The sequence below is a fragment of the Cupriavidus taiwanensis LMG 19424 genome (assembly GCF_000069785.1).
GTDB lineage: Bacteria > Pseudomonadota > Gammaproteobacteria > Burkholderiales > Burkholderiaceae > Cupriavidus > Cupriavidus taiwanensis.
In genome coordinates this window covers 1147270-1172754 of record NC_010530.1, presented here as the reverse complement: position 1 = coordinate 1172754, position 25485 = coordinate 1147270, and the positions used below count along the sequence as shown (strand labels likewise).

General features: G+C 65.6%; 23 protein-coding genes. 12 read left to right on the top strand and 11 right to left on the bottom strand.

Annotation, left to right across the window (positions count from 1 at the left end):
* Window positions 1-137 precede the first annotated feature (137 nt).
* From RALTA_RS21005 to fghA, 6 genes are all read left to right on the top strand, one after another.
* A complete protein-coding gene (locus tag RALTA_RS21005) occupies window positions 138-344 on the top strand; it encodes a type II toxin-antitoxin system VapB family antitoxin (RefSeq protein WP_012355939.1) in 207 nt (68 codons plus the stop codon).
* Window positions 341-721, top strand: coding sequence for a type II toxin-antitoxin system VapC family toxin (locus tag RALTA_RS21000; RefSeq protein WP_012355938.1), 381 nt, complete (start codon window positions 341-343; stop codon window positions 719-721). The genes RALTA_RS21005 and RALTA_RS21000 overlap by 4 nt, the downstream gene beginning before the upstream one ends.
* Before the next feature lie 83 nt (window positions 722-804).
* Window positions 805-1722, top strand: coding sequence for an aldo/keto reductase (locus RALTA_RS20995; RefSeq protein WP_012355937.1), 918 nt, complete (start codon window positions 805-807; stop codon window positions 1720-1722).
* Window positions 1723-1734: 12 nt separating this feature from the next.
* The gene (locus tag RALTA_RS20990; RefSeq protein WP_012355936.1) at window positions 1735-3117 is read left to right on the top strand and encodes an NTP/NDP exchange transporter; all 1383 of its coding nucleotides are present in this window, start codon (window positions 1735-1737) and stop codon (window positions 3115-3117) included.
* A 153-nt stretch (window positions 3118-3270) separates the two neighbouring features.
* The gene (locus RALTA_RS20985; protein WP_012355935.1) at window positions 3271-4377 is read left to right on the top strand and encodes an S-(hydroxymethyl)glutathione dehydrogenase/class III alcohol dehydrogenase; all 1107 of its coding nucleotides are present in this window, start codon (window positions 3271-3273) and stop codon (window positions 4375-4377) included.
* A gap of 13 nt (window positions 4378-4390) precedes the next feature.
* Window positions 4391-5233 (top strand): S-formylglutathione hydrolase, encoded by an 843-nt coding sequence (gene fghA / locus RALTA_RS20980; RefSeq protein WP_012355934.1) that lies wholly within the window; start codon window positions 4391-4393, stop codon window positions 5231-5233.
* A gap of 13 nt (window positions 5234-5246) precedes the next feature.
* Here fghA and RALTA_RS20975 read toward each other — a convergent pair whose 3' ends face one another.
* The gene (locus tag RALTA_RS20975; RefSeq protein ID WP_012355933.1) at window positions 5247-6260 is read right to left on the bottom strand and encodes an AraC family transcriptional regulator; all 1014 of its coding nucleotides are present in this window, start codon (window positions 6258-6260) and stop codon (window positions 5247-5249) included.
* A gap of 152 nt (window positions 6261-6412) precedes the next feature.
* Here RALTA_RS20975 and RALTA_RS20970 point away from each other — a divergent pair, with 152 nt between their 5' ends.
* Genes RALTA_RS20970 through RALTA_RS20945 form a run of 6 tightly spaced genes read left to right on the top strand, consistent with a single transcriptional unit; the run spans window position 6413 to window position 12660 of the window.
* Window positions 6413-7546: an acyl-CoA dehydrogenase family protein gene (locus tag RALTA_RS20970; RefSeq protein ID WP_041232538.1), complete on the top strand. Its 1134-nt coding sequence runs from the start codon at window positions 6413-6415 to the stop codon at window positions 7544-7546.
* Window positions 7547-7596: 50 nt separating this feature from the next.
* Window positions 7597-9120 (top strand): CoA-acylating methylmalonate-semialdehyde dehydrogenase, encoded by a 1524-nt coding sequence (locus RALTA_RS20965; RefSeq protein ID WP_012355931.1) that lies wholly within the window; start codon window positions 7597-7599, stop codon window positions 9118-9120.
* A 39-nt stretch (window positions 9121-9159) separates the two neighbouring features.
* Window positions 9160-10065 (top strand): 3-hydroxyisobutyrate dehydrogenase, encoded by a 906-nt coding sequence (gene mmsB, locus RALTA_RS20960; protein WP_012355930.1) that lies wholly within the window; start codon window positions 9160-9162, stop codon window positions 10063-10065.
* Window positions 10062-10832, top strand: coding sequence for an enoyl-CoA hydratase (locus tag RALTA_RS20955; protein WP_012355929.1), 771 nt, complete (start codon window positions 10062-10064; stop codon window positions 10830-10832). The genes mmsB and RALTA_RS20955 overlap by 4 nt, the downstream gene beginning before the upstream one ends.
* 9 nt (window positions 10833-10841) lie before the next feature.
* On the top strand, window positions 10842-11981 hold the full coding sequence (locus RALTA_RS20950; protein ID WP_012355928.1) for an enoyl-CoA hydratase/isomerase family protein: 1140 nt from the start codon (window positions 10842-10844) through the stop codon (window positions 11979-11981).
* A 13-nt stretch (window positions 11982-11994) separates the two neighbouring features.
* Window positions 11995-12660 (top strand): Crp/Fnr family transcriptional regulator, encoded by a 666-nt coding sequence (locus RALTA_RS20945; protein WP_012355927.1) that lies wholly within the window; start codon window positions 11995-11997, stop codon window positions 12658-12660.
* A 13-nt stretch (window positions 12661-12673) separates the two neighbouring features.
* On the opposite strand, the gene alaC is transcribed toward RALTA_RS20945, so the two are convergent.
* From alaC to RALTA_RS20895, 10 genes are all read right to left on the bottom strand, one after another.
* Window positions 12674-13903 (bottom strand): alanine transaminase, encoded by a 1230-nt coding sequence (alaC, locus tag RALTA_RS20940; RefSeq protein WP_012355926.1) that lies wholly within the window; start codon window positions 13901-13903, stop codon window positions 12674-12676.
* 122 nt (window positions 13904-14025) lie between these two features.
* On the bottom strand, window positions 14026-14418 hold the full coding sequence (locus tag RALTA_RS20935) for a hypothetical protein (protein ID WP_012355925.1): 393 nt from the start codon (window positions 14416-14418) through the stop codon (window positions 14026-14028).
* Window positions 14419-14497: 79 nt separating this feature from the next.
* On the bottom strand, window positions 14498-15325 hold the full coding sequence (locus tag RALTA_RS20930; RefSeq protein ID WP_012355924.1) for a siderophore-interacting protein: 828 nt from the start codon (window positions 15323-15325) through the stop codon (window positions 14498-14500).
* A 78-nt stretch (window positions 15326-15403) separates the two neighbouring features.
* Window positions 15404-16111 (bottom strand): PadR family transcriptional regulator, encoded by a 708-nt coding sequence (locus RALTA_RS20925; protein ID WP_012355923.1) that lies wholly within the window; start codon window positions 16109-16111, stop codon window positions 15404-15406.
* 130 nt (window positions 16112-16241) lie between these two features.
* Complete coding sequence (locus tag RALTA_RS20920) at window positions 16242-17606, bottom strand: capsule biosynthesis protein (protein ID WP_242405305.1); 1365 nt, start codon at window positions 17604-17606, stop codon at window positions 16242-16244.
* Window positions 17607-17634: 28 nt separating this feature from the next.
* A complete protein-coding gene (locus RALTA_RS20915; protein ID WP_242405304.1) occupies window positions 17635-19791 on the bottom strand; it encodes a capsular polysaccharide biosynthesis protein in 2157 nt (718 codons plus the stop codon).
* 46 nt (window positions 19792-19837) lie between these two features.
* Window positions 19838-20800, bottom strand: coding sequence for a KpsF/GutQ family sugar-phosphate isomerase (locus tag RALTA_RS20910; RefSeq protein WP_012355920.1), 963 nt, complete (start codon window positions 20798-20800; stop codon window positions 19838-19840).
* A 37-nt stretch (window positions 20801-20837) separates the two neighbouring features.
* The gene (locus RALTA_RS20905; protein ID WP_012355919.1) at window positions 20838-21446 is read right to left on the bottom strand and encodes an acyltransferase; all 609 of its coding nucleotides are present in this window, start codon (window positions 21444-21446) and stop codon (window positions 20838-20840) included.
* A gap of 13 nt (window positions 21447-21459) precedes the next feature.
* Window positions 21460-23739 carry a capsular polysaccharide export protein, LipB/KpsS family gene (locus tag RALTA_RS20900; RefSeq protein ID WP_012355918.1) on the bottom strand — a complete coding sequence of 760 codons (2280 nt, stop codon included), beginning with the start codon at window positions 23737-23739 and terminating at the stop codon, window positions 21460-21462.
* 3 nt (window positions 23740-23742) lie between these two features.
* On the bottom strand, window positions 23743-25482 hold the full coding sequence (locus tag RALTA_RS20895) for a polysaccharide biosynthesis/export family protein (RefSeq protein ID WP_012355917.1): 1740 nt from the start codon (window positions 25480-25482) through the stop codon (window positions 23743-23745).
* Window positions 25483-25485 lie beyond the last annotated feature (3 nt).

Genomic DNA, 25485 nt, shown 5'->3' with positions numbered 1-25485 from the left:
ATCTCTCATCGACGCCCTGGTACCGGCAACCAATACTGCAAGCGTGTCGGCAGCATCCGGTCCGCGAGCGATTGCGGCCTTGCCCTGATTCCGCTTTTGATGCATATTGTCATCAAACCTGATTCAAGGAGCCTGCGATGCGCACGACAGTCACGATCGATGACGCTCTGTATGAACAAGCACTGGAGATGGCGGACCCCGGCATGGACAAGGCAGACCTGTTTCGCGAGGCAATCAAGACATTCGTTCGGGTGCAGGCCGCCAAGCGCCTCGCGGCCCTCGGCGGCGCAGCGCCCGGCATGCAAGACGTACCGCGCCGCAATCCCGAACCCGACGTCAAATGAACGTGCTCGTCGACACCTCGGTGTGGGTGGGCCATTTCCGGCAGCGCAATGACGCCCTGATCCGCCTGATGGAGGCAGACCAGGTGCTGACCCATCCCCTGGTCGTGGCCGAACTGGCCTGCGGCACGCCACCGGCGCCGCGGGCGCAGACGCTCGGCGACATCGGGTTGCTGCAGGCCGCCAGGCAGGCAACGCTGGGAGAAGTCATCTCGCTGCTGGAGCGCGAGCAACTGTATGGGCTGGGCTGCGGCCTGGTGGATGTCACCTTGCTGGCTTCGACCCTGATCACCCCCGGTGCCCGCCTCTGGACGCTGGACCAGCGCCTGAGCGCCTTGTCCGTCCGGTTTGGCGTGGGGTACCGTCCTCGCCTGCACTAGGGATTGCGCCGCGCACGCAACGGTTTACACGGCCGGGCTCAACGCCTAAGGTCAACCAGTCAGTGACTCGCCGGGAACCCCCCATGTCGATCGACCGTCGCTCATTCCTCGGCCTGGCCGCCGGACTGGCCGCCACCGGGATCGGTCCAGCGCCGCCGGCCCATGCCGCCACCGTTGCCGCGCCCCTGCGCCGCACCATTCCCGGCACCACTGAAGCCCTGCCCGTGATCGGCATGGGCACCGCCGACACCTTCGACGTCGGCTCCAGCCCCGACGAACGCAAGCCGCTGGCGGAGGTCATGGGGCTGTTGCTGCAGACCGAAGGCTCGGTGGTCGACACCGCGCCCAGCTACGGCAGTGCCGAAGCCGTGACCGGCGATCTGCTGCGCGCGGCCAATGCGCGCAACAGGGTTTTCCTTGCCACCAAGATCTCCGCCCCATCCGGCGCGCCGGCGCAGGCGCAATGGGAACGATCCCTGGCCGACCTGCACGTCGACAAGATCGACCTGCTGCAGATCCACAACCTGATCGACTGGCAGGGCAACCTGCGCTTTCTGCGTCAGCTCAAGGAGCAGGGCCGCATCCGCTACCTGGGCATCACCCATTACCGCGAAGACGCCCACGAGGCGCTGGAAAGGATCGTGCGCGCCGAGCGTGTGGATTTTGTCCAGGTCAACTACTCCGTGGGCGAGCGCAATGCCGAGCGCACGCTGCTACCGCTGTGCGAGGCGCGCGGCGTGGCGGTGCTGGTCAACCGGCCGTTCCAGGACGGGCGCCTGTTCCGCGTGGTCAAGGAGCGCCCGCTGCCGCCATGGGCCGGCGACATTGATTGCGGCTCATGGGCCCAGTTGTTCCTCAAGTTTGTCGTCAGCCATCCGGCCGTGACGGCGGCGATCCCGGCTACCTCCAAGGCGCGCAACATGGCCGACAATCTCGGCGCAGCGCTGGGCCGCATGCCCGACCCCGGCCAGCGCGAGCGCATCGCGGCGCTGCTGCGCTAGGCCGGCCCCGCCATGAACGAGCCCGCGCGCAACGCCCCTGCCGGCGGCCCGGCCCGACTGTGGCACGGCTTCGGCGTCCGCAGCGGCGAAGCCGGCGCCGTGATAGCCGGATTCCTGTTCTTCTTCTGCCTGTTCGCCAGCTATTTCATGCTGCGCCCGGTGCGCGAAACCATGGGCATTGCCGGCGGCGTGAAGAACCTGCAATGGCTGTTCACCGCCACCTTTGTCGTGATGCTGGCCGCGATCCCGCTCTACGGCGCGGTCTGCGCCTGGCTGCCGCGGCGCCGCTTCGTGCCGTGGGTATACGCCTTCTTCATTGCCAACCTGCTGGCCTTTGCGCTGGCCACGCGCACCTTGCCCGACAACGTCTGGCTGGCGCGCGTGTTCTACGTGTGGCTGTCCGTGTTCAACCTCTTCGTGGTGTCGGTGGCATGGAGCCTGATGGCCGATGTGTTCCGGCCCGAGCAGGCGCGCAGGCTGTTCGCGCTGCTGGCCGCTGGCGCCAGTGCGGGCGGACTGGCCGGCCCGGTGCTGGGCGGCTGGCTGGTGCCGCATATCGGCCTGACCGGCCTGATGCTGCTGTCGGCGGCATTGCTGGCAGCCACGCTGCCAGGCGTAGGCTGGCTGTTCGGCTGGCGCCGTCGTGCCGGCGCCGGCGTGGCGCCACCGGACCAGACCGTTGCCGCCACGGCGCCGGATCCCGCCAATCCGATCGGCGGCGGACTGCTCGCCGGGCTGTCGCTGCTGCTGCGCTCGCGCTATCTGCTCGGCATCGGCCTGTTCGTGATCCTGCTGGCCACGGCCAGCACGTTCCTCTACTTCGAGCAAGCCCGGCTCGTCGCCGAGGCCTTCCCCGAGCGCACCCGCCAGACCCAGGTGTTCAGCGCGCTCGATGCGGTGGTGCAGGCGCTGACCATCCTGGTGCAACTGTTCTTCACCGGCCGCATGGCGCGCCGCTACGGCGTCACCGTACTGCTGAGCGCGGTGCCGCTGGCCGTTGCCGCGGGCTTTCTCGTGCTGGCCCTGCTGCCTACCTTCGGCGTGCTGGCCGGGGTCATGATCCTGCGGCGCGTGGGGGAATATGCGCTACTGCGCCCTGGCCGGGAGATGCTGTTCACCGTGGTCGATGCCGAGACCAAGTACAAGGCCAAGAACGTCATCGACACGGCCGTTTACCGGGCGGGCGATGCGGTCAGCGCCTGGGTCAAGACCGGGATCGATGCCCTGGCGGGACACCCCGCCACGGTGGCGCTGGCGGGTGCCATGCTGGCGCTGCTGTGGGCCGGGCTGGGTTGGTGGCTGGGAAGGCGCCATGAAGGGCAGTTGGGGTCGACGGCTGGCGGGCTTGGCAGCGGCGCTGCGCATGCGGCTGAACTGTCTGCGCGCAGACGCTGACCGCTGATCGGCCAAGACTGGCCTCATGCCGCAGGAAGACCGTATAGTCATGTCCTCGGACCCGGCTGGCTTCGGTATCGTGCCAGCCTCTCGGCGCGCGATATCCAAGCCGCGTGAGACGCCCCCTTATTCCTGATCCCGGAGGACCTCCCCATGAAAACCAAAGCCGCCATCGCCTGGAAAGCCGGCGCCCCGCTGACCATCGAAGACGTTGACCTCGACGGCCCGCGCGCCGGCGAAGTGCTGGTGGAAGTGAAGGCCACCGGCATCTGCCACACCGACTACTACACGCTCTCCGGCGCCGATCCGGAAGGCATCTTCCCGGCGATCCTCGGCCATGAAGGCGCCGGCATCGTCACCGACGTCGGCCCCGGCGTAACCTCGCTCAGGCCCGGCGACCACGTCATTCCGCTGTACACGCCGGAATGCCGCCAGTGCAAGTTCTGCCTGTCGCGCAAGACCAACCTGTGCCAGGCCATCCGCGCCACCCAGGGCAAAGGCCTGATGCCGGACGGCACCTCGCGTTTTTCCATCGATGGCAAGCCCATCTTCCACTACATGGGCACCTCGACCTTCGCCAACCACATCGTGGTGCCGGAGATCGCGCTGGCGAAGATCCGCCCGGATGCGCCGTTCGACAAGGTCTGCTACATCGGCTGCGGCGTGACCACCGGCGTGGGCGCGGTGCTGTTCACCGCCAAGGTCGAGGCCGGCGCCAACGTGGTCGTGTTCGGCCTCGGCGGCATCGGCCTGAACGTGATCCAGGCTGCGAAGATGGTGGGCGCCGACAAGATCATCGGCGTCGACCTGAACCCGGCGCGCGAGGCGATGGCGCGCAAGTTCGGCATGACCCACTTCATCAACCCCAAGGATGTCGACAACGTGGTCGACCACATCATCCAGCTGACCGACGGCGGCGCCGACTACTCGTTCGAATGCATCGGCAACACGCAGGTCATGCGCCAGGCGCTGGAGTGCTGCCACAAGGGCTGGGGCAAGTCGATCATCATCGGCGTGGCCGAGGCCGGCGCGGAGATCTCGACGCGTCCGTTCCAGCTGGTGACGGGGCGCGAGTGGAAAGGCTCCGCCTTCGGCGGCGCGCGCGGCCGCACCGACGTGCCGAAAATCGTCGACTGGTACATGGAAGGCAAGCTCAATATCGACGACCTGATCACGCACACGCTGCCGCTCGAGCGCATCAACGAAGGCTTCGACCTGATGAAGCGCGGCGAGTCGATCCGTTCCGTGGTGCTGTACTGAGGGCGGCGCCGACATGGAACTGATCTCGCAACACGGCTGCCACGGCGGGGCGCAGCGTTTCTATCGCCATGACTCGGTGGCGGTCGGGCTGCCGATGCGTTTCTCGGTCTACCTGCCGCCGCAGGCGCAGGCCGGCGCACGGGTGCCGGTGCTGTTCTACCTGGCCGGCCTGACCTGCACCGAAGAGACCTTCATGATCAAGGCCGGCGCGCAGCGGTTTGCCGCCGAGCACGGCCTGATGCTGGTGGCTCCGGATACCAGCCCGCGCGGCGCGGGCCTGCCGGGCGAAGCGGATGCCTGGGACTTCGGCGTGGGCGCGGGGTTTTATCTCGATGCCACCGAAGCCCCGTGGCAGAAGCACTGGCGCATGGAGAGCTACGTCGCCGAAGAACTGTTCGAACTGGTGACCAGCGCGTTGCCGGGCGATGCCGGGCGGGTCGGCATCTTCGGGCATTCGATGGGCGGTCACGGTGCCCTGGTGCTGGCGCAGCGCCATCCGCAGCGCTTTCGCTCGGTGTCGGCATTCGCGCCGATCGCCGCGCCGTCGCGCTGCCCGTGGGGCGAGAAGGCCTTTACCGGGTACCTGGGCAGCGACCGCGCCGCCTGGGCACAGTATGACGCGAGCGAGCTGATGGCACGCCAGCCGGGTGCGCCGTTTCCGGCCGGCATCCTCGTCGACCAGGGGCTGGACGATCAATTCCTGCAAAGCCAGCTGCATCCGGACGCATTCGCCGCGGCCTGCCAGGCCGTGGGCCAGCCGCTGACGCTGCGCCGGCACAGCGGCTACGACCACGGCTACTACTTCATCACCAGCTTTATCGCCGACCACATCCGGCACCACGCCACGCAGCTGTAGCCGCGGACTCACCCTACCCGTCCGCCACGCGGCGGTAGGCCCCCGGGCGCGATCCGGTCCAGCGCCGAAAGGCCCGGTGGAACGCGCCGGGCTCGGCAAAGCCGAGTTCGGCCGCGATATCGGCGACCGGGCGACCGGAATGGCTGAGCGCCTCGATCGCGAGGTCGCGCCGCAGCGCATCCTTCAGGTCCTGGTAGCTCACGCCCTCCTCCATCAGACGGCGCCGCAATGACGATGCCGACAGGTTCAGGCTGACGGCCAGGTCTTCGAAGGTCGGCCATTGATCCGGACGCTGGTTGCGCAGCAGCCGGCGCACGCGCGCCCCCATGCTGCTGCGGTCCGAATACTTGACCACCACGTTGTGCGGCGCATCGCGCAGGAACGCCTTCAGGCTGCGCTCGTCCTGGCGCACCGGCTGGTCCAGCAGCGCCGCGTCGAACACCAGCGCCGTGGCCGGCTGCGCGAAGGCCAGCTGGCGCGAATACATGACGCGGTATTCCGCACTGTACGGTGGTTCGGCATAGCTGAACGCGGCCAGGCGCACCGGCACGCGCCGCCGCAGCAGCCAGCTCATCAGGCCATGCAGCATGATCAGCATGGTCTCCTGCGCAAACACGCCGGGCTGGCGCCCCAGGTGCGCGCTCGGCGCGGTCAGCACCAGCGCGGCCTCGTCACCATGGCGCTCCAGCCGCACTCCGATATCGTCGAGCAGCAGCCGGAAGTACCGCGTGATGCGCTCCAGCGCCTGCGCCAGCGTGCGGCTGCCCGCCACCGCATGGCACAGCATGGCAAAGCTGCCGCACTTCATGCTGCGCGAATCCTGGCCGAAGAACTCGTCATCCAGCGCCGCCGCCACGGCCAGCCACAGCTCGCTGTAGCTGGCGGCCGAGACCCGCGCCTGCGCCACGGTCAGCAGCGCGGGCGCGATGCCGGCGCTGCGCAGCACCGGATCGGGGTCGATGCCGCGCGCGCGCAGTCCCGCAATGGCGTGGTGGACGAAACAGATGGCGACACTGCCTTTTTCCATGGCGCTGGCGGGTGGCAAACGAGTTCACGAAGATTGGCGGATTTTGGCATAGGAGCCGACCTCGGGCGTTCCTACACTGCCCGCAGGTCAAACGCCGAGCGCGCATTCTGCCTGAGTTGCCGCGCGGCTCCAAACGTCCACCTCGATCTGCCATGCACAGCGACTACACCGAAGAGCAAACCATGATCCGCGACAGCGCGCGCGCCTTTGCCACCGAACGGCTGGCCGGCGGCGCCGCGCAATGGGACCGCGACGGCCGGCTGCCCGATGAAGTCGTCGCCGAAATGGGCGCGCTGGGGCTGCTCGGCATGATCGTGCCCGAGGAATGGGGCGGCACCTATACCGATTACGTCGCCTACGCGCTGGCCATCGAAGAAATCGCCGCCGGCTGCGCCGCCTGCGCCACCATGATGAGCGTGCACAACTCGGTCGGCTGCGGGCCGATCCTGCACTACGGCACCGATGCGCAGAAGGAACGCTACCTGGCGCGCCTGGCCAGCGGCGAGCTGATCGGCGCGTTTTGCCTGACTGAACCGCAGGCGGGGTCCGAGGCGCACAACCTGCGCACCCGCGCCCGCTTCACCGACAACGGCTGGGTGCTCAACGGCAGCAAGCAGTTCGTCACCAACGGCCAGCGCGCGGGGGTAGCGGTGGTGTTTGCCGCCACCGAACCAGAACGCGGCAAAAAGGGCATCTCCGCGTTCCTGGTGCCCACCGGCACGCCCGGCTTTATCGTCCATGCCCCCGAAAAGAAGCTGGGCATCCGCGCTTCCGACACCTGCGCCATCACGCTGGAAGACTGCGTGGTCCCGCACGACGCGCTGCTCGGCGAGCCCGGCGAGGGTCTGCGCATCGCGCTGTCCAACCTGGAAGGCGGACGCATCGGCATCGCCGCGCAGGCGATCGGCATCGCCCGCTCGGCATTCGAGGCCGCGTGCCGCTACGCGTCCGAGCGCATCCAGTTCGGCCGCGCCCTGCGCGAGCATCCTCCCATCGCCAACATGCTGGCCGACATGGCCACCGAACTGAATGCCGCACGGCTGCTGGTGCATCGCGCCGCGCGCATGCGCAGCGATGGCGTGCCGTGCCTGTCCGAGGCCTCGCAGGCCAAGCTGTATGCGTCCGAACTGGCCGAGCGCGTGTGCTCCAAGGCGCTGCAGATCCACGGCGGCTATGGCTACCTTGAAGACTACCCGGTCGAGCGCCATTACCGCGACGCCCGCATTACCCAGATCTACGAAGGCACCAGCGAGATCCAGCGCATGCTGATCGCGCGCAGCCTCTGAACCCTCTACTCCCCTCTTCCCCTGCAGAACAACATCCTCCGGAGACAACCATGACTGCCGTGCCCAACACCGCCACTTCCGTGCCGACCGTACCGCTGCTGATCAACGGCGAATGGGTGGACTCGTCCGCCACCGAATTCCGCAACGTGGTCAATCCCGCGACGCAGGAAGTGCTGGCGCGCGTGCCGCTCGCCACCGCCAGCGAAGTCGCGGCAGCCGTGGGCGCCGCGCACCGCGCCTTTGCCACGTGGCGCCACACCCCGATCGGCGCGCGGCTGCGCGTGATGCTGCGCTTCCAGGCGCTGATCCGCGAGCACAGCAAGCGTATCGCCGCAATCCTGACCGCCGAGCAGGGCAAGACCCTGGCCGATGCCGAAGGCGACATCTTCCGCGGGCTGGAGGTAGTCGAGCACGCCTGCTCCATCGGCACGCTGCAGCAAGGCGGCTTTGCCGAGAACGTCGCCGCCACCGTCGACACCTACACGCTGCAGCAGCCGATCGGCGTCTGCGCCGGCATCACCCCGTTCAACTTCCCGGCGATGATCCCGCTGTGGATGTTCCCGATGGCGATCGTCTGCGGCAATACCTTCGTGCTCAAGCCGTCCGAGCAGGATCCGCTGTCGACCATGGAGCTGGTCAAGCTGGCGCTGGAAGCCGGCGTGCCGCCGGGCGTGCTGAACGTCGTGCACGGCGCCAAGGACGTGGTCGACGCGCTGTGCACGCACCCGGACATCAAGGCGGTGTCGTTCGTGGGTTCGACCGCCGTCGGCACTCATGTCTACAACCTGGCCAACGCGCACGGCAAGCGCGTGCAGTCGATGATGGGCGCCAAGAACCACGCGGTGGTGCTGCCCGACGCGCACAAGGAGCAGACCCTGAATGCACTGGCGGGTGCCGGCTTCGGCGCGGCCGGCCAGCGCTGCATGGCCACTTCGGTGGTGGTGCTGGTGGGCGCGGCGCGCGACTGGGTGCCCGACCTGGTGGCGCGCGCAAAGACGCTCAAGGTCGGCGCCGGCGCCGAGCCGGGCACCGACGTCGGCCCGGTGGTTTCGGTCGCGGCAAAGGAACGCATCCTCGGCCTGATTGCCGCTGGCGAGCGCGAAGGCGCGACGCTGGTGCTGGACGGGCGCGGGGTGGAGGTCCCGGGATATCCGCGGGGGAACTTCATCGGCCCGACCATCTTCACCGACGTGAAGACCGACATGTCGATCTACACCGAAGAGATCTTCGGACCGGTGCTGGTGGTGATCGGCGTGGACACGCTGGACGACGCCATCGCGCTGGTCAACCGCAACCCGTTCGGCAACGGCACCGGCGTGTTCACGCAGAGCGGCGCCGCCGCGCGCAAGTTCCAGAGCGAGATCGATGTCGGCCAGGTGGGCATCAACATCCCCATCCCGGTACCGGTGCCCTACTTCAGCTTCACCGGCTCGCGCGGCTCCAAGCTGGGCGACCTGGGGCCGTATGGCAAGCAGGTGGTGCAGTTCTACACGCAGACCAAGACGGTGACGGCGCGGTGGTTTGACGACGCCACGGTCAATGATGGGGTGAATACCACCATCAGCCTGAAGTAATCGGGCGGTATTCAAAAACGACACGGAAGGAGACACCCCATGCATATCGCCTTCATCGGCCTGGGCAACATGGGCGCGCCCATGGCGCGCAACCTGCTCAAGGCCGGTCACACGCTGACCGTATTCGACCTGAACGCCGCTGCGGTGGCATCGCTGTGCAGCGAAGGCGCCGCCGCCGCCGATTCGGCCCGCAAGGCCGTGGCCGAAGCGGACTTCGTCATCACCATGCTGCCTGCGGCCGCGCATGTGCGCAGCGCCTACCTTGGCACGGATGGCGTGCTGGCCGGGGTGCGGCCCGGCGTGCCGCTGGTCGACTCCAGCACCATCGACCCCGCGACCGTGCGCGAACTGGCCGCCGCGGCCGAGGCCCATGGCAATGCGCTGGCCGACGCGCCGGTCTCCGGCGGCACCGTCGGCGCGCAGGCCGGCACGCTGACCTTCATGGTCGGCGCCTCCGAAGCGCTGTTCGCGCAGGTGCGGCCCGTGCTGGCCGGCATGGGCCGCAACCTGGTCCATTGCGGCGGCACCGGCACCGGCCAGGTCGCCAAGATCTGCAACAACCTGATCCTGGGCATCTCCATGATCGGCGTCTCCGAGGCGATGGCGCTGGGGGTAAAGCTGGGCATCGACGCCAACGTGCTGGCGGGCATCGTCAATACCTCCACCGGCCGCTGCTGGGCTTCCGATACCTGCAATCCGTGGCCCGGCGTGATCGAGACCGCGCCGGCCGGCCGCGGCTACAGCGGCGGCTTCGGCGCCGACCTGATGCTCAAGGACCTGGGCCTGGCCACGGACGCCGCGCGCAGCGTGAAGCAGCCCCTGTTCCTCGGCGCGCTGGCGCAACAGGTCTACCAGGCCGTGAGCCACGCCGGCGATGGCCAGCTCGACTTTTCCGGCGTGATCCGCCAGTACCTGTCCGCCGCCGACAAGGAGAGCCAGCAATGATCGAGTTCGCCCTGCACGGCCACGTCGCCACGCTGACGCTGAGCCGCCCGCCTGCCAACGCGTTCACCGCCGAAGGGCTGCAACAGTTGCGCGAGCTGGTGGCAAGGATCGATGCCAACCCTGAAGTCCGCGCCGTGGTCGTGACCGGAGCCGGCGAGAAATTTTTCAGCGCCGGCGCAGACCTGAACGGCTTTGCCGAAGGGGACCGCGCCCACGCGCGCGTGATGGCGCAGCAGTTCGGCAGCGCGTTCGAGGCCCTGCAGAACGCGCGGCCGGTGGTGATTGCCGCGATCAACGGCTATGCCATGGGCGGCGGGCTGGAATGCGCGCTGGCCTGCGATATCCGCATCGCCGAGGAACAGGCGCAGATGGCGCTGCCGGAAGCCGCCGTGGGCCTGCTGCCGTGCGGCTGCGGCACCCAGACGCTGCCCTGGCTGGTGGGTGAAGGCTGGGCCAAGCGCATGATCCTGACCAACGAGCGCGTCGACGCGGCCACCGCACTGCGCATCGGCCTGGTGGAAGAGGTGGTGCCGCGCGGCCAGGCCCTTGCCACGGCGCTGGCGATGGCGGAACGCGCCGGCAAGGTCAGCCCGCGTGCCGCCGCGCACAGCAAGCGGCTGGTGCACCTGGCGCGCCAGGGTGTGCCGCGCCAGGCCGCGCTGGCGCTGGAGCGCGAGCGCTTTGTCGACCTGTTCGACGATGCCGACCAGCGCGAAGGCGTCAACGCCTTCCTCGAGAAGCGCGCGCCGCAGTGGCGCAACGCCTAGGAGCACGCCATGCGCCTGACTGAAGAGACCAAGGTTGCCAACCTGGATGTTGGCGAGCCGGAGGTTATGTTCCAGGTGGTCAACGGCGTCGGCATCGCCACGCTGAACCGGCCGCGCCAGCTCAATGCCTTGTCGTACCCGATGATCGTCGCGCTGGATGCGCAGGTGGATGCCTGGGCCAGCGACAATGCCATCCGCGCGGTGGTGCTGCGCGGCGCGGGCCCGAAGGCCTTCTGTGCCGGCGGCGACATCCGCGCGCTGACCGACAGCTACCGCGACGGCACGCCGCTGCACCGGCGCTTCTTTATCGACGAATACGCGCTGGACTACCGCCTGCACCGCTATCCCAAGCCGCTGGTGGCGCTGATGGACGGCATCGTCATGGGCGGCGGCATGGGCCTGGCACAAGCCGCGCACCTGCGCCTGGTCACCGAACGCTCGCGCGTGGCCATGCCCGAGACCGGCATCGGCCTGGTGCCGGATGTCGGCGCCAGCCACTTCCTGTCGAAGCTGCCGGTGCCGCTGGCGCTCTACCTGGGCCTGACCGGCGTTAGCATCGGCGCGGCGGACGCCTTGCTGTGCGGACTGGCCGACGCGGCGGTAGACAGCGCCACGCTGGCCGGCCTGGAGCAAACCCTCGCCGGCATCGAATGGAGCCGTGACACACTGGCGGACCTGCGCCATGCGCTGGTGCGCAAACCCGTTGCCAGCGCCGCCGACGCGCCGCTGCTGCAGGTGCTGCCGGCACTGTTGCAGCATTTCCAGGCGCACGCCACGCTGCCGGAGATCATGGCCGGACTGGCTTGCCAGGACGACCCTGCCTACATCGCATGGGCCACCCGCACTATCGACGTCCTGCGCACCCGTTCGCCGCTGTCCGCATGCGCCACGCGCGAACTGCTGCTGCGCGGGCGCAGGATGGACCTGGCCGACTGCTTCCGCATGGAACTGGCGGTGGTGGTCAACGCCTTCGCGCAAGGCGATTTCGTCGAGGGCGTGCGCGCGCTGATCGTCGACAAGGACAACGCCCCCCGCTGGCGCGTCACCAGCTATGAAGCGGTCGACGACGCCGATGTAGAGGCGCTGTTCCGGCCGTGGTGGGCGCCGGGCGAGCAGCCGCTGCCCCTGCCCGCCGTTACGCCCGGCTAGCGGATGCACGGCCGTGAGCCTCGACGCACTGCTGGCGCGCAGCCCCTGGGCCGCGGCCCTGACGCCCGCGCAACGCGATCGCGTGCGCGCCGAGGTGCGCGAGCGCGCGGTGCCGCAAGGCGCCTATGTCATCCGCAAGGGCGACCGGGCCGACAGCTGGCTGGGCGTTGCCGAGGGCCTGGTCAAGGTGCATTGCGCCTCGCCCTCCGGCAAGCGCGCCACGCTTACCGGCGTGCCGGCCGGAGGCTGGCTTGGGGAAGGCTCGCTGCTGAAGCGCGAGACGCTGCGCTATGACGTGGTGGCGCTGCGCGATTCGCGCATCGCATGCATGCCCGGCGCCACCTTCCGCTGGCTGCAGGAAACCAGCCTGGCGTTCAACCGCTACCTGCTCGACCAGCTCAACGAACGGCTCGGCCTGTTCATCGCCACCGTCGAGCACGAGCGGCTGCACGGCATCGAGGGGCGCGTGGCGCGGGCCTTGGCGACGCTGTTCAATCCGGTGCTGTGCCCGGGCCTGGGTCCGGCGCTGCATCTGACGCAGGAGGAAGTCGGCCTGCTGGCCGGCATTTCGCGCCAGCGGGCCAATGCGGCGCTCAAGGTGCTGGAGGGCGAAGGCTTGCTGGCGGTCGAGCACGGCGCCGTGCATGTGCTCGACCTGGAGGCGCTGCGCCGCTACTGAAAGCAGCGCCGAATCACGGCTGTGCCGCCGAAGACGGCTTCACCAGGCCATCCGCGCGGAACATCGCCTTGATGCCGCGCACCGCCTGCCGGATGCGCGATTCATTTTCGATCAGCGCGAAGCGCACGTACTCGTCGCCATAATCGCCAAAGCCGATGCCGGGCGACACCGACACCTTGGCCTTGGCCAGCAATTGCTTCGAGAACTCCAGCGAGCCCAGCGCGCGGTAGGGTTCGGGAATCCGCGCCCAGATATACATCGAGGCCTTCGGGATTTCCACCGGCCAGCCGGCCTCGATCAGCCCGCGCGCCAGCACGTCGCGGCGCGACTGGTATTGCGCCGCGATCTCGCTCACGCATTGCTGGTCCCCTTCCAGCGCGGCGATGGCGGCGATCTGCAGCGGCGTGAAGGTGCCGTAGTCGTGATAGCTCTTGATGCGCGTCAGCGCCGCCACCAGGTCTGGGTTGCCGACCATGAAGCCCACACGCCAGCCCGCCATGTTGTAGCTCTTGGACAGCGTGAAAAACTCCACCGCGATGTCCTTGGCGCCCGGCACCTGCATGATCGACGGAGCCTTCCAGCCATCGAAGACAATGTCGGCGTAGGCCAGGTCGTGCACCACGAAGATATCGTGCTTGCGCGCCAGCGCGATCACCCGCTCGAAGAAGTCCAGCTCCACGCATTGCGCCGTCGGGTTGGACGGAAATCCCAGCACGATCATCTTGGGCTTGGGATAGCTGCCGCGGATGGCGCGCTCCAGCTCGGCAAAGAAGTCGATGCCGGGCACCAGCGGCACCGAGCGGATGTCAGCCCCGGCAATCACCGCGCCGTAGATGTGGATCGGATAGCTGGGATCGGGCACCAGCACGGTGTCGCCGCGATCCAGCGTGGCCAGCATCAGGTGCGCGAGGCCTTCCTTGGAGCCGATGGTGACGATGGCCTCGGTATCCGCATCGATGTCGACGTCATAGCGCTGGCGGTACCAGTGCGAGATCGCGCGGCGCAGCCGCGGAATGCCCTTGGACGCCGAATAACCGTGTGTATCGGGCCGCTGCGCCGCTTCGGTGAGCTTGGCCACGATATGCGCCGGCGTGGCGCCATCGGGATTGCCCATGCTCATGTCGATGATGTCCTCGCCACGGCGGCGGGCGGCCATCTTCAGCTCGGCGGTGATATTGAAAACGTACGGGGGAAGGCGATCGATGCGCGCAAAGCGGCGCTTGCCGGAGGAAGCGGCAGTCATGAGGGAGTCCTTTACGTAAGCGCCCGGAACCGTCCGAGCGACGTCGGCAGACTTTGTCTCGTCTGCCGGGGACTCATGTTAGCGGGGATGCGGCGATTGCACAACGGGCGTGTTCAGATTGCCTAGAGCCTGCCGCCCGGCAGACCGGTCGGCCGGTTCGCGGGCAGATGGCGCACGATGCAGTCCAGCGCGGAGGAATCGGAGCGCCCACCCAGCGCCGCACTGACCGAATCGCGGTACTGCTGCGCAGTGATGCGCTGGTAGTACAGGCGCGAGGTCTGGTCCAGCCAGTAGACGTAGTCGTCGTCGCCGCGGCTGCCGCTGGTGCGCAGCCACTCGCTGATATTGTTGGTCCCGACGATCATGTTCGGGCACGCGGTCTTCAGCGAATCGAGATAGGCATTGAAGTCGGTGGCCTGGCGGTTGCGCACGGCGTCCGGCGCACAGGCGGCGAGCAGCGCGATGGATGCCGCCGCGGCGCCAGCAGCGCGCAACGGTTTGGATGCAGTCAGCACGGCAGTCCCCTTGGACAGTAGCGATGCGTGCCATCTTATGGCAACACATCGCCCTCGTACACCGTGCCGCCCGCGTTGCTCAGTCGTCCAGCGTCTCGTGCACCGCCGACGCCCCGCGCTTCCAGTAGGCGGAGGCGCGAATGCGCTTCTTGTCGATGCCGCGCTCCGTCACCAGGTACTGACGCACCGCCTTCATCGCCGCGCCCTCACCGGCGGCCCACACATAGCCCTCGCCACGCGGCAGCGCCAGCTTGCGCAGCGCGCCTTCCAGCAGGCTGCCTTCGGGCGCATCGCCGCGATGCAGCCAGTGCAGGTCGACCGTCGCGGCGCTCGGCAGCGGGATCTGCGCGGCGGCATCGCCAACTTCCACCACGACGATGGCATGGGTATCGGCGCCCAGCTCTTCCAGCCGGCGAGCGATCGCCGGCAGCGCCGTATCGTCGCCGACCAGCAGGTGCCAGTCGAACCCAGTCGGCACCACGAACGAGCCGCGCGGCCCGCCCACCCCCAGGTACTGGCCCGGCCGAGCCTGTGCCGCCCACGTCGACGCAGGGCCATCACCGTGCAGCACGAATTCGACATCCAGCTCCTGCTTCGCCGCATCGTAGCGGCGCGGCGTGTAATCACGTGCCGCCGGGCGCGGCTGGCCCTCAGGGAACGCGATGCCGTCCGCGGTAACCTGCGGCAGCACCGGCTTGTCATCGCCGGCTGCAGGGAAAAACACCTTGACGTGATCGTCGAACGACGCCGAGACAAAGTCCTGCAGGTCGGCGCCGCCCAGCGTCACGCGCAGCAGTTGCGGCGAAACCTGCGTGGTGCGCACCACCTGCAGCAGGCGCATCTTCAGCGGATGGCGCACGCGCTCGACAGTCAGGTTGCGTGCGGCTTCGGTAGCGTTTGTCGTCATATCGGAATTCCTTGTCTGCGCACCCTTCGCCTGCCGGGCACAATTGCCGAAGGCCGATGCCAGGGTCAGCGCCATGGTTCAGGCCTGCGGGCCCGCTTCGATCTCCTTGGCCGCGCGCGCCAGGATGGCGGCAATGCGGCGCTGCTCGTCGGCACTCGCTTCACTGCGCAGCACCAGCGCCTGCTTCAGCGCAGCGCGTGCCTGCATCAGCTCGGGCAGCCAGCCGCCCTGCTCCGGCTCCGGCTGCTGCTCCCCACGCATCGCCCGGCGCATCCACTCCATCTTGCGCGCCACGTGGCGCAACCGCGCCACCATCACGTCGACCCGCTCGCGGTTGGCCTCCAGGTGCGCCATGCCGGTCTCCGACAACCGGTAGCGCTTCTTGTTGCCTTCGGTGTCGACGGTGGCAAAGCCGACTTCTTCCAGGTAGGTCAACGCCGGGTAAACCACACCGGGGCTCGGCTTGTAGAAGCCGTTGGTGCGCGTCTCCAGCGCCTTGATCAGTTCGTAGCCATGGCTGGGCTTTTCTTCCAGCAGAGACAGCAGCAGCAACTGCAGGTCGTCGGCGCTGAACTTGCGGCCGCGGCGCCAACCTTCTTCGTCGAAGCCGCCGGGGCCGCCGGGACCGAAGGCGTCATCATCGCGACCGCCCCAAAAGCCGCCGTGCCCACGGGCCATCGCGTGATGGACCACGTGCGAGGCGAGGTGCATCATGGGATGGCGGGCCCGGCCCAGGAAGTCCGGATGGGGGCCGAAGCCTTGGTGATGTGGGTGGTGGTGATGCATGAGGCGCTCCTTCATGTCGTTAGACATATCTTACGATATATATCGTACGAGCTAAAGTCAAGCAGCATGCAGATCAGTCGTGTCATTTGCCGGCAGTGCGCAGAGAAGGTGACCAGCCGAAGCGTCTTGGTTATCCCACCAGCAGAGTGGCCAGCACGTTCACAGCCGAGCCGATGTTCCAGGGACCGCTATAGGCATCGGCAGCCATCAACCCCGCAGCAATCAGCAGTCGCACCAGTTTTCGCCGCTGCCGTTCCTTGCGACACCGCTCCGCTACCGGCACCAGCATGTCGTCCGCATAGAACGACGAGTTGATCTGCGAAACCCGCACCACGTAGTTGCGGAAGCGCGTGTAGGCCCGCATGTCGACGGCGCCGGGATCGGTCCAGAAGGCATCCAGCGTCCCCTGATAGGTCAGGCCAGGCTTGGCATAGAAACAGCGGCCGAGCGCAATGACGGGTACACGGTGGAACAACGCCTGCAGACCGGTGGTCGAGTTCACGGTCACGAGGCCCATGCATCGGTGCAGCAACGACGGCAGGTGGGCGTCGTGGATGTATGCGATACGGCCGACCGCACCAAAGCGTTCAGCGCATGCCGCAATCAGGGCACCGTAGTGGGTATGGCCTCGATCCATCGGGTGATGCTTGAACACCAGCATGCTCTCCGCCGGCGCATGGGCGGCAAACGAATGCGCGGTCCACTCGATAAAGTCCTCGATGCGGCGCCAGGGGCTGTGCACCTGGATTTGGCTGTCGTTGTAGACCTGTAGTGGAGCCAGGAAAAAGTGAGGATGGTCGCTCGCCAGCAAGCGTTCACGCAGCGGCCGCTCCTGCCAGCGATAGACTTGCCTTCGGTATGCCGCCCGCATCCACTGTGCCAGTTCATGCACGCCAAACGGCTTGTGATGCTGGTAATGGGGATAGTGACGCGCACGCGCCATGCCGACGGCAAAGTACCAGAACGAGTACAGCGCCATCTTGCGGAACCCATGCCTGAACTTGCGCGGCTGCCCCGCGGCCCCGACGTTCGGAATTGTCTCGATGGCAAGCGCTGCCAGAGGGGAATCTGCATTCACGCCGCCGCACTCCAGCGTGATGTAGTCTGGCCGCACGTAGCCCTCTTCGAATGCCCAGAAGGCAATGCCCTGCGCGTCGGCCACGCTTGCGGCAATGCGATGGTGGCGGCGGCTCGTGCCAAATACCACGATGGCGTCGATCCGGCGTTCCGCCACCAGGTTGCGTAGCGTGGATTCCCACAGCACCATCGGCCGCACGAACCGGACAACATCGCCGCGGCGATAGAACAAGTCGTCGCCGCCATTGAAATTGACCTTGATGACGTCGCAGCCCTTCGCAGTCAACAAGTCGCGCAGGCGCGCGAAGAACGGACCGTTCGGTCCTTGCAGCAGCAAAATGCGCCGATGCCTGACAAGCTGGCCCAGGGATGCCGGCTCCGCTGCAACAGGCACGATGGCATCGCGCCGCGTGGCCACTCCACTCCCCTGCGACAAGCCGGGGCGGTCAGTGCTTCCGGATGACTCCCTGAACGACAACATGGCGGCGACCCTCTTGCTGCTCTCGTACTCGTAGTTCGTGATTCTGTCCTTCCTGCGCCACGGCATATTGCTCTGGCGCAGCGATTTTTCCATGCGCCGAAAGGTGCTGTGGATCCGCGGGGGCATTGGCATCGCAGGCGCCCCGGGGCTTGCGGCCGTCCGGCATGGCAGCGGCATCACGCCAAAGGAGCCTCCGCCGCAGCAGGAACCGGGTCACGGCGTGCCAGAAGCCCAACCGGGCTTGTGCCTGTTCGCGCCACGACAAGATATGCGCCACCGCAATTTCGGGGGTCGCGAATCCGTGCCGACCATCGCGCAAGACATAGCGGGGATATAGAATCAGTGCGCCGGCGACGAGCATATCCACGGAAAGACGTCGATGCCTGCGCGTCATTGCGCAGCGATCGTCCGTCAGTCCCCAGCCGGCATAGAAAGGCGCACCATGCGTGGTGACCGGCTTGCCACGCAGCAAGGCCTCGAATCCGGCCAGCGACGTCAGCACATGGACGCCGTCGACCGCAGCGATAAGCCGGTCCATCGGACAGTCCGGCACCAGTTCGTCGCACAGCGCTGCAAGCCCCTTCTCCTCCTCGCGATTGCCGCGCAGGCCGGTCATGACGTCGGGATGAGGCTTATAGACCAGATACGCGTCCGGCGCCTCGGCGCGCACTGCCTCGAGCAGCGCGCGGTTGGTGCAGATGCCGGGGGCGCCAAAACGCAGCGAGGCATCCGCCTCGACCTGGCCAACTGCCAGAATCACCCGTCCGACGCCCGCAGGACGGGTCCAGCTGCCGGATCCGACGTTGTACTTGGTGAGCCCGGCATGGATGATGGATTCGCGCAGTTGCGCGGCGCGCGCGAGGGTGGCGACGTCGAAATCCGTCGTGGCCAGCAATCGTTCGAGATCAGACTCGCCGGTCGCGTCGTAATAGATGCCGGAACCATCAAACACCCATGACAGCGGTCGGACTAACTGAGCGCCAAGACCGACAGAGCGCAGAAAGCCATCCTCCACCGTGATCACGGAGAGATCGGGGCGAGACGTTGCGTCGATGCTCCGGCCCCAGCGCAGCAGCGTTGCGCCTTGTGGCACAGAACGCAGGCCGCGATGAAACATCACCTCGTGGCCCTGCAGGAAGTCCTTCAATATCTTGCGTTTCCAGCGGGAAAATCCGGTCGCATGCAGTTGCCGCGGGAACTGCTGGGACATCCTGCGTTGCAACGCCAGGTAATCGATGGCGTCCTCCACCTCGCAGCGATTGCCGGTATGCGGCTGGACGTAGCGTGTGTATCGGACCAGCGCGGCAAAGGCCAGTTGCTCCACCGCGACAGGATGCCGCCTCCCCGGGGCCGGCAACGCGTCAATCGTCAGGCCCCAGCCGGCATAGAACGGCATGCCGAAGGTATGAACCGTCTTGCCGTGCAGGAGCGCTTCGAAGCCTACCTGCGAGGTCACCGCGAAGACAGCGCACGCGCCGCGAATCAGCGGCACCACGTGGACATCGTCCTGCAGCCGCTCCACACGCGGATAGCCGCCGTGTTCGAGAATCCGTCCAAGATACCCACGCTTGCGCCCGAGCGCGACCTCGGGATGCTCCTTGACCACGATCCTGCAATGCGGATAAGTCTGCAAGGCAGACTCGAGCATGCGGCGGAAACTGTCGCCGTCGGCCAGGCCATACTGCACCGAGGCATCGTTCGCGGTCTGGTCGACGGCCAGCACATAAGGCTGCGCCGGCAGCGATGTCGGCGCAGGCGCATAGTTGTACTTGGAGATTCCGGTGCAGCGCCAGCGTTCGATCAGTTGCCGCGCCCTTTCCCGCTCGGCCGGCAGCAACGGCGTGGAAACCAGCGCTTCCAGCCGGGAAGGCTCCGAGGCATCGTAATAAATGCCGCGGTCGTCGACGACCAGCGAGCAGGTCTGCGAGGACGCGCCGGGATACAGCGAGCGCAGGAAGCCATCTTCCAGGCACAGGAAGCGCGCGATGCCCCGGGATTGCGCGAACGCCTGGGTCTTGCGGGCGGCAGGCCGCCGCCCCCATGCGGCCACAGCTGATAGGGGTACCGCCGCGCCTCGCAACGGATGCACAGGGACCACCGGCCCACCCAGGAAGGCGGACAAGTGTTCAATCCGGCGAATGCCATGGGAAAGAACGCCAATCGCGCCCTCAGACGGAAGGCTCATCACTTGCCAGGTCGTGGATTTGGAGGATGCCGACGACCTTTCCCGCTTCGTCCTTCACCACCAGTGCGCCGATCCTGGCGGCATGAATCCGCGCTTCCGCATCGGCGAAGCGCTCCCCCGGCGATACGGTTTTGGGAGCGTTGGACATGATGTGCCTGGCCATGATCGCCTTGTAGTCGCGGTCGGAGTCGAACGCGCGGCGCACGTCACCATCCGTGATCACGCCCTGCAGTTGCTCGCCGTCCATCACCAGCGCCATGCCAAGCCGGCCACGATTGATCACATGGACAACGTCGCGGAAGGAAGCGTCCGGGCGACAAACCGGCAGATTGTCCTTGTGCATGACATCCGCGACGCGGGTCAGCAGCTTGCGACCGAGGCTGCCGCCCGGATGGAACCGCGCGAAATCCGCAGGCTGGAAATCGCGCTTGACAGCAAGGACCACAGCCAGCGCATCGCCCATGACCAGCGTAGCGGTGGTGGAACTGGTAGGCGCGAGATTGTTGTTACACGCCTCGCGCTGGACCGAGATGTCCAGCACGACATCCGCGTGCCGCGCCAGCGTCGAACGCACATTCCCCGTCATCGCAATCGCCGGATTTTCCTGATGCTCCAGGAACGGCAGAATCCGGATCAGCTCTTCGGTTTCCCCGCTGTTCGAGATCATCAGCACCACATCGATCGGCTTGATCATGCCGAGATCGCCATGGAAAGCTTCTCCCGGGTGCACAAAGAACGCCGGCGTACCGGTCGACGCCATGGTCGCGGCGATCTTCTTGCCAATCAGGCCAGACTTGCCCATGCCGACCACCACCACCCGGCCGCGTGCTTGCAGAATGATCTCGACCGCTTTTTCGAATCCCGCATCGAAGCGGCTGGACATGCGGTCCAGCGCCTGGATCTCGGTGGCAACGACGTTTCGTGCCAGGGCAATGACTTCAGTCATCGTTATCGAAGCTCTTCTTGAATACAAAGTCAATTTATCAACCCAACAGCGGTCGCCGCCAATAGACACCTGACCTCAGCTTCCTGGCGGGCGCACCGCCAATCACCAGACCCGACTCATGGAATTTGTCAGTCACGACCGACCGGATAGACACAACGCTGTCACGCCCAATATGAGCCCCCTTCAGTATTGTGGCGTGCGCGCCGATCCAGACATGATCCTCGATGACAATATCTGCGGCCGGATTGATTCTTTCGCCAGTGGCTACATCGACGATGGCATGGGAATCGGTAGTTCGTATTTCGAGGCCCCAAGCCAGCATGCAATCGCTGCCAACCGCTATGGCCGTGCCCTCCCCGCAGATGAAGTTGCAGGCGCCAATAGTGGTGCCCGCACCGATCACGAGTGAATTATTGTCGACCAGCTTCATTATCACGGAAGCGGTTATTCTACAATTCGGTCCAATTTCTACTACGTTGCCATGACTCAGCAATTGCAGCCGGACGTTGATCAGAGTGGTGCCCTGGCCAATGACAATTTTGTTGTTATTTCCGGCGACCAGGATTTCGCAATTTACGCATCGCTCCGCCCCTGAAAGATCCACGACATTATTCGCACCCACATCCTTCAGTTCAACCCCGTCCATGATGCGCCTCCGGCTATTTGACGATCACCCGATTGCCGATTGCCCTGAATACCGCATGCTTCGAATCGCGAAAAAACATTACCGGATTGCTCATCAGCTTCTTCGCTTTCCTCCGCCACGACGGCGTCGGCTTCGCTGGTGCAGCCTTTGGTGGAGCCGTCTTTGGCTCGGCGCGCGCCGGCCGTGGCGTGTCCACCGGTACTTGCCTGGGAACCTCGACCCTTACCGGGGCAGGCTTTGCTGTCGCCTCCTTGCCCGCTTTTGCCGGGGCAGAGACCTTCTCCATGGCCGGGACACGCGCGGAGGCAGCTCGATAGCGATCGAACAAGACCGAATCGGACGACACCTCGACCGTATCCCGAAGCTTCCTGGTCATTTCAGGACGCCCGGGAAAACGAATCTTGTAAAAATCGATTGCAGTGGTAGCGGTCATGAACGAGCCGTCATGCCACGCCACCTTTCTGGTTTTGAATTTTCCGAATGAATAGAAATCGTTGACCAGATAGCTCAGAAAACGCAGCGCTTTTTCATAGTCCGGCCTGGACCGGTTCAACACCGCCACGACATCGCCCTCGTCGAGAACATGATGCGTGAGACCAGCGGCACCATAGAATGCCTGGCCACAATGAAGCACCAGCTTGCCGAAAGCGAGGCCAAGTACCCCAACACCGGAATTCACGGCAATCATGGCATCGCACAGCTCGAGCAGATCCTTGGTGTTGCATTGGTCGACGTTGATGGCGCCCGGGATCCGGACAACATCCGTCTCCAGCGGATGTTGCTTCACAAGCAATTCCCAATCCTGTCGCAAGGCGAAAGGCAGCCTGGCAAGCAAACGAAGGAAGTTCTCGTAGGTGCCCATCGGCCCCATGAAGTTCTCAATCACGGTGTCCGTAGGACGCTGCAAGAAGGCTACCAATACCTTCTTGCCGCGCCCGATCCTGAGAGCCTTGCGTAGTGACGCGGCCCCAAGCCGGGGTGACTGGGCTTCGAGCGATTCTTCGTCGCTGACGGCACGCTGGATATACTCCAGTGTCGCGGTCCTTTTCTCGCAGGAAAGCTCCTTGTCCCATCTTTCGGGAGAATAGCTGGCACTGTCCGCGTTGAACCCGCACGGATCGAAGAATACCGAGTCCGGCAAGGCGCCTCGCTCGACCACCAGGAACGGAAACTGGTTCGCCCGAACCAGGTCGTAAAGCGCTTTCATCCGCGGGTTGGCATAGGGATTGTGAAACACCACGCGGTCGAACCCGGATTCCCTGAGGAAGGCCATAAAGGTATCGGCCGGCAGATGGTCCTCGTCGATATGCACGATCTCGCCAAGAAAGGGGGCAATCCAGCGATTTGTCACCCACGGGTTGTTTCTCAGTACCAGCGATTTTCCGCTGCCATGCATGGGCAGCGGATCGGGTTCGAGCTCCTTGTCCCTGAAGTCGGCCAGCTTTCTCTCAAAGAGTCGGCGGTTCTTCGCCTTCGCCGCCATGTAGTCACTCTTGTGCTCAACCGGATGCCAGGCGTGAAACAGCACCATTCCTTTCTGAAAGGTCATGTCACCAAAGAGCCGATAAATGCTCTTCCAACCCTTGTATTCGACGATCGATTGAAAATTCCGATAGTCCAGGGCGAACTCGGATGGCAGTGGAAATTTCTTTCTTCGCCGAATGGCCCGGCACGCGTACTCGAGATCCTCATAGCCCCAGCCATTGAAATCAGGATCGTTGCCGCCGGTAGCGAGAAAATAGTCGCGCCGCCACACGGTCACGGACGTTCCAGTCGAGAATTTTTCGATCGCCGACTGGTCGTTCTGCAACAGCATCTGAATATATTTCTGCCGCCGCAGGCGGGGATCCATTTTCTTAAAATCTTGCGTCGCGGCTTCGGTCAGGTAAATCACGCCGAACATCAGGAAGTTGTCGACCGATTCATCCAGTCCGTTGACCACGGCCTCGCCTAACACCTCGCGATAGAAGCCGGCGTATGGCATCAGATCCACATCCTGGAACATGATGTAATCGGACAAGCCACACTGGGCCGCCGCGTTTCTCGCACGGCCAATCGAAAAAGGCAGATGCTCTGTTTGCAACCGATGGTAGGCATAGCCATGCGTTCTGCACTCCGCTTCCAGCCGAACGGCCAGCGCCTGAGGAGAGCCATCGTCGACGATCAGAATCTCGACCCCATCGGGCAAATCAGTATCCATCCTTGCGAACGTAAGGCGCTCGAGGAGATCTGAACGGTCGCTTGCCCAGCGGACCGGGATCGCAACGGTGAGTTTCTTTTCGTTAGCATGCATCTTCTATAGCCCCAGCACGACCTTCGCACTAATCGCAACCTGATAGAGAATCTGGAATACGTCCTTGGCAAACTGCCGCGTCTTGAAATCGACCTTCGGTAACACCATGATCTCGTCGCCCGCCCGCACGGCATCATCCTTCTTGCCATCCGAGAAGCTCCCATCCCGATGCGCGATGATGATTCGCGAGGTATCCGCGTTCTGCGAAAAGCCGCCGGCCTGCTGGATAAAGTCGTCCAGGTCCAGGCTCTTGTCATACGCCACGGCATTGGGGAACAGCACTTCCCCGCTGACCAGGACCAGCCCGTCCTTGACTGGCACACGCAGGATGTCGCCATTTTCCAGCAGCAGGTCATTGCGGGTTGTCGACTTCGCGATCAGCGTCTGCCCGGAAGGCTCGATCTTCCTGGCCCGCTCCACCCACTGCAGCACCAGCGCGGCTTCTTCCTTGCGCAATTGAGCTTCTTCCGCCGTACCGGAACGCGCGGTTAGCACACTGGATTCCAGGCTCTTGAGCGTGGTAGCCAGCAGCGTCTTCTGGCGCGCCCTCACGCTCTGGCGGAAGAGCTGGATACTGTCGGTATCGGACTCCTGCGTGAAATGCACCTGGCTGAGCAGCTGACCCATGCGGCTGCCATACGGCAGCACGTACTCCTGCGGGCCGGTGTGCTCGCCTTCGACGCGGACGGTGATGGTTCCCGGCCGCTTGTCCGCAGTGAATTCGATTTCGTCACCGTTGCGCAGGTCGATCTGGTTGCCCTGCGAAATAAGGAAGTACTCGACATTGCGCACCGTGCCGGTATTGCGCACCACGCGGACGTTGGTGGCTTCGGGCAGCGGTTTGGCCAGCCGCACGATCTGGTCAAGCCGGGCCTGTTCGCCGAGGAATTCGAAGCGCTTGGCGTTCTCGGCCAGGCCGCTGACCTTGACGGTCTTCTTGCGCGACTGGACGAAAATGACGTCGCCATTGTTCAGCTGCCGCGAGGTCAGGTCGCCCTTGAGCAGGAAGTCATAGAGATTGACGACTTCCAGTGTCTGGTTCCCGCGCTTGATGGTGACGTCCAGGAAGGAGCCGCGGTCGGGGTCGATGCCGCCGGCCTGGTCCAGGTAGCGCAGCACGCTGTCGCTGGAGGTGCCGTCGTACATGCCGGGGCGGCGCACCGCACCGGTGACGTAGACGCGCACCGGCTGCGCGGCCAGCAGGCTGGCGTAGATCGACACCTTGCTGGCAAACACCCGTCGAAGCGCGTTGCCGACGGCGGCCTGGAGGTTGCCATTGGTGACGCCCTGCACCCGGAACGGCCCCACCTCCGGCAAAACGATGTTGCCGCCGGCGTCGACGGTCAGCACGGTGTCGACGTTGTATCCGTTCCAGATGCGCAGCTGGATGCGATCACCAACGGAGATGACATGGCTGGGATTGAAGATAGATGCACTGTCGCGGCTGAAGGCGCCGGTGAACAGCTGCGCGCCGAAGGCGTCGCTGGCCAGGTTGGCGGTGTAATCGTTGTTCTGCGGGGCGCTGTCGGGCAACGACGTTTCGGCTCGTGCCGGAATGGTGGCGACGGGATTGCCCACCATCGCGCGATCGGGTGTGGCAGCGCCCTGTGCCGCCAGCGCGGCGTATTCCATCGGGCCAACGGCCAGCGATTGGGACCAGCCCGTGCCGCCCTGGGCATGCGCGCCGTGGACGCCGGCCAGGCTGGCCGCGGCGACCGCGATGGCAAGGAATCTTCGAAGCATGGA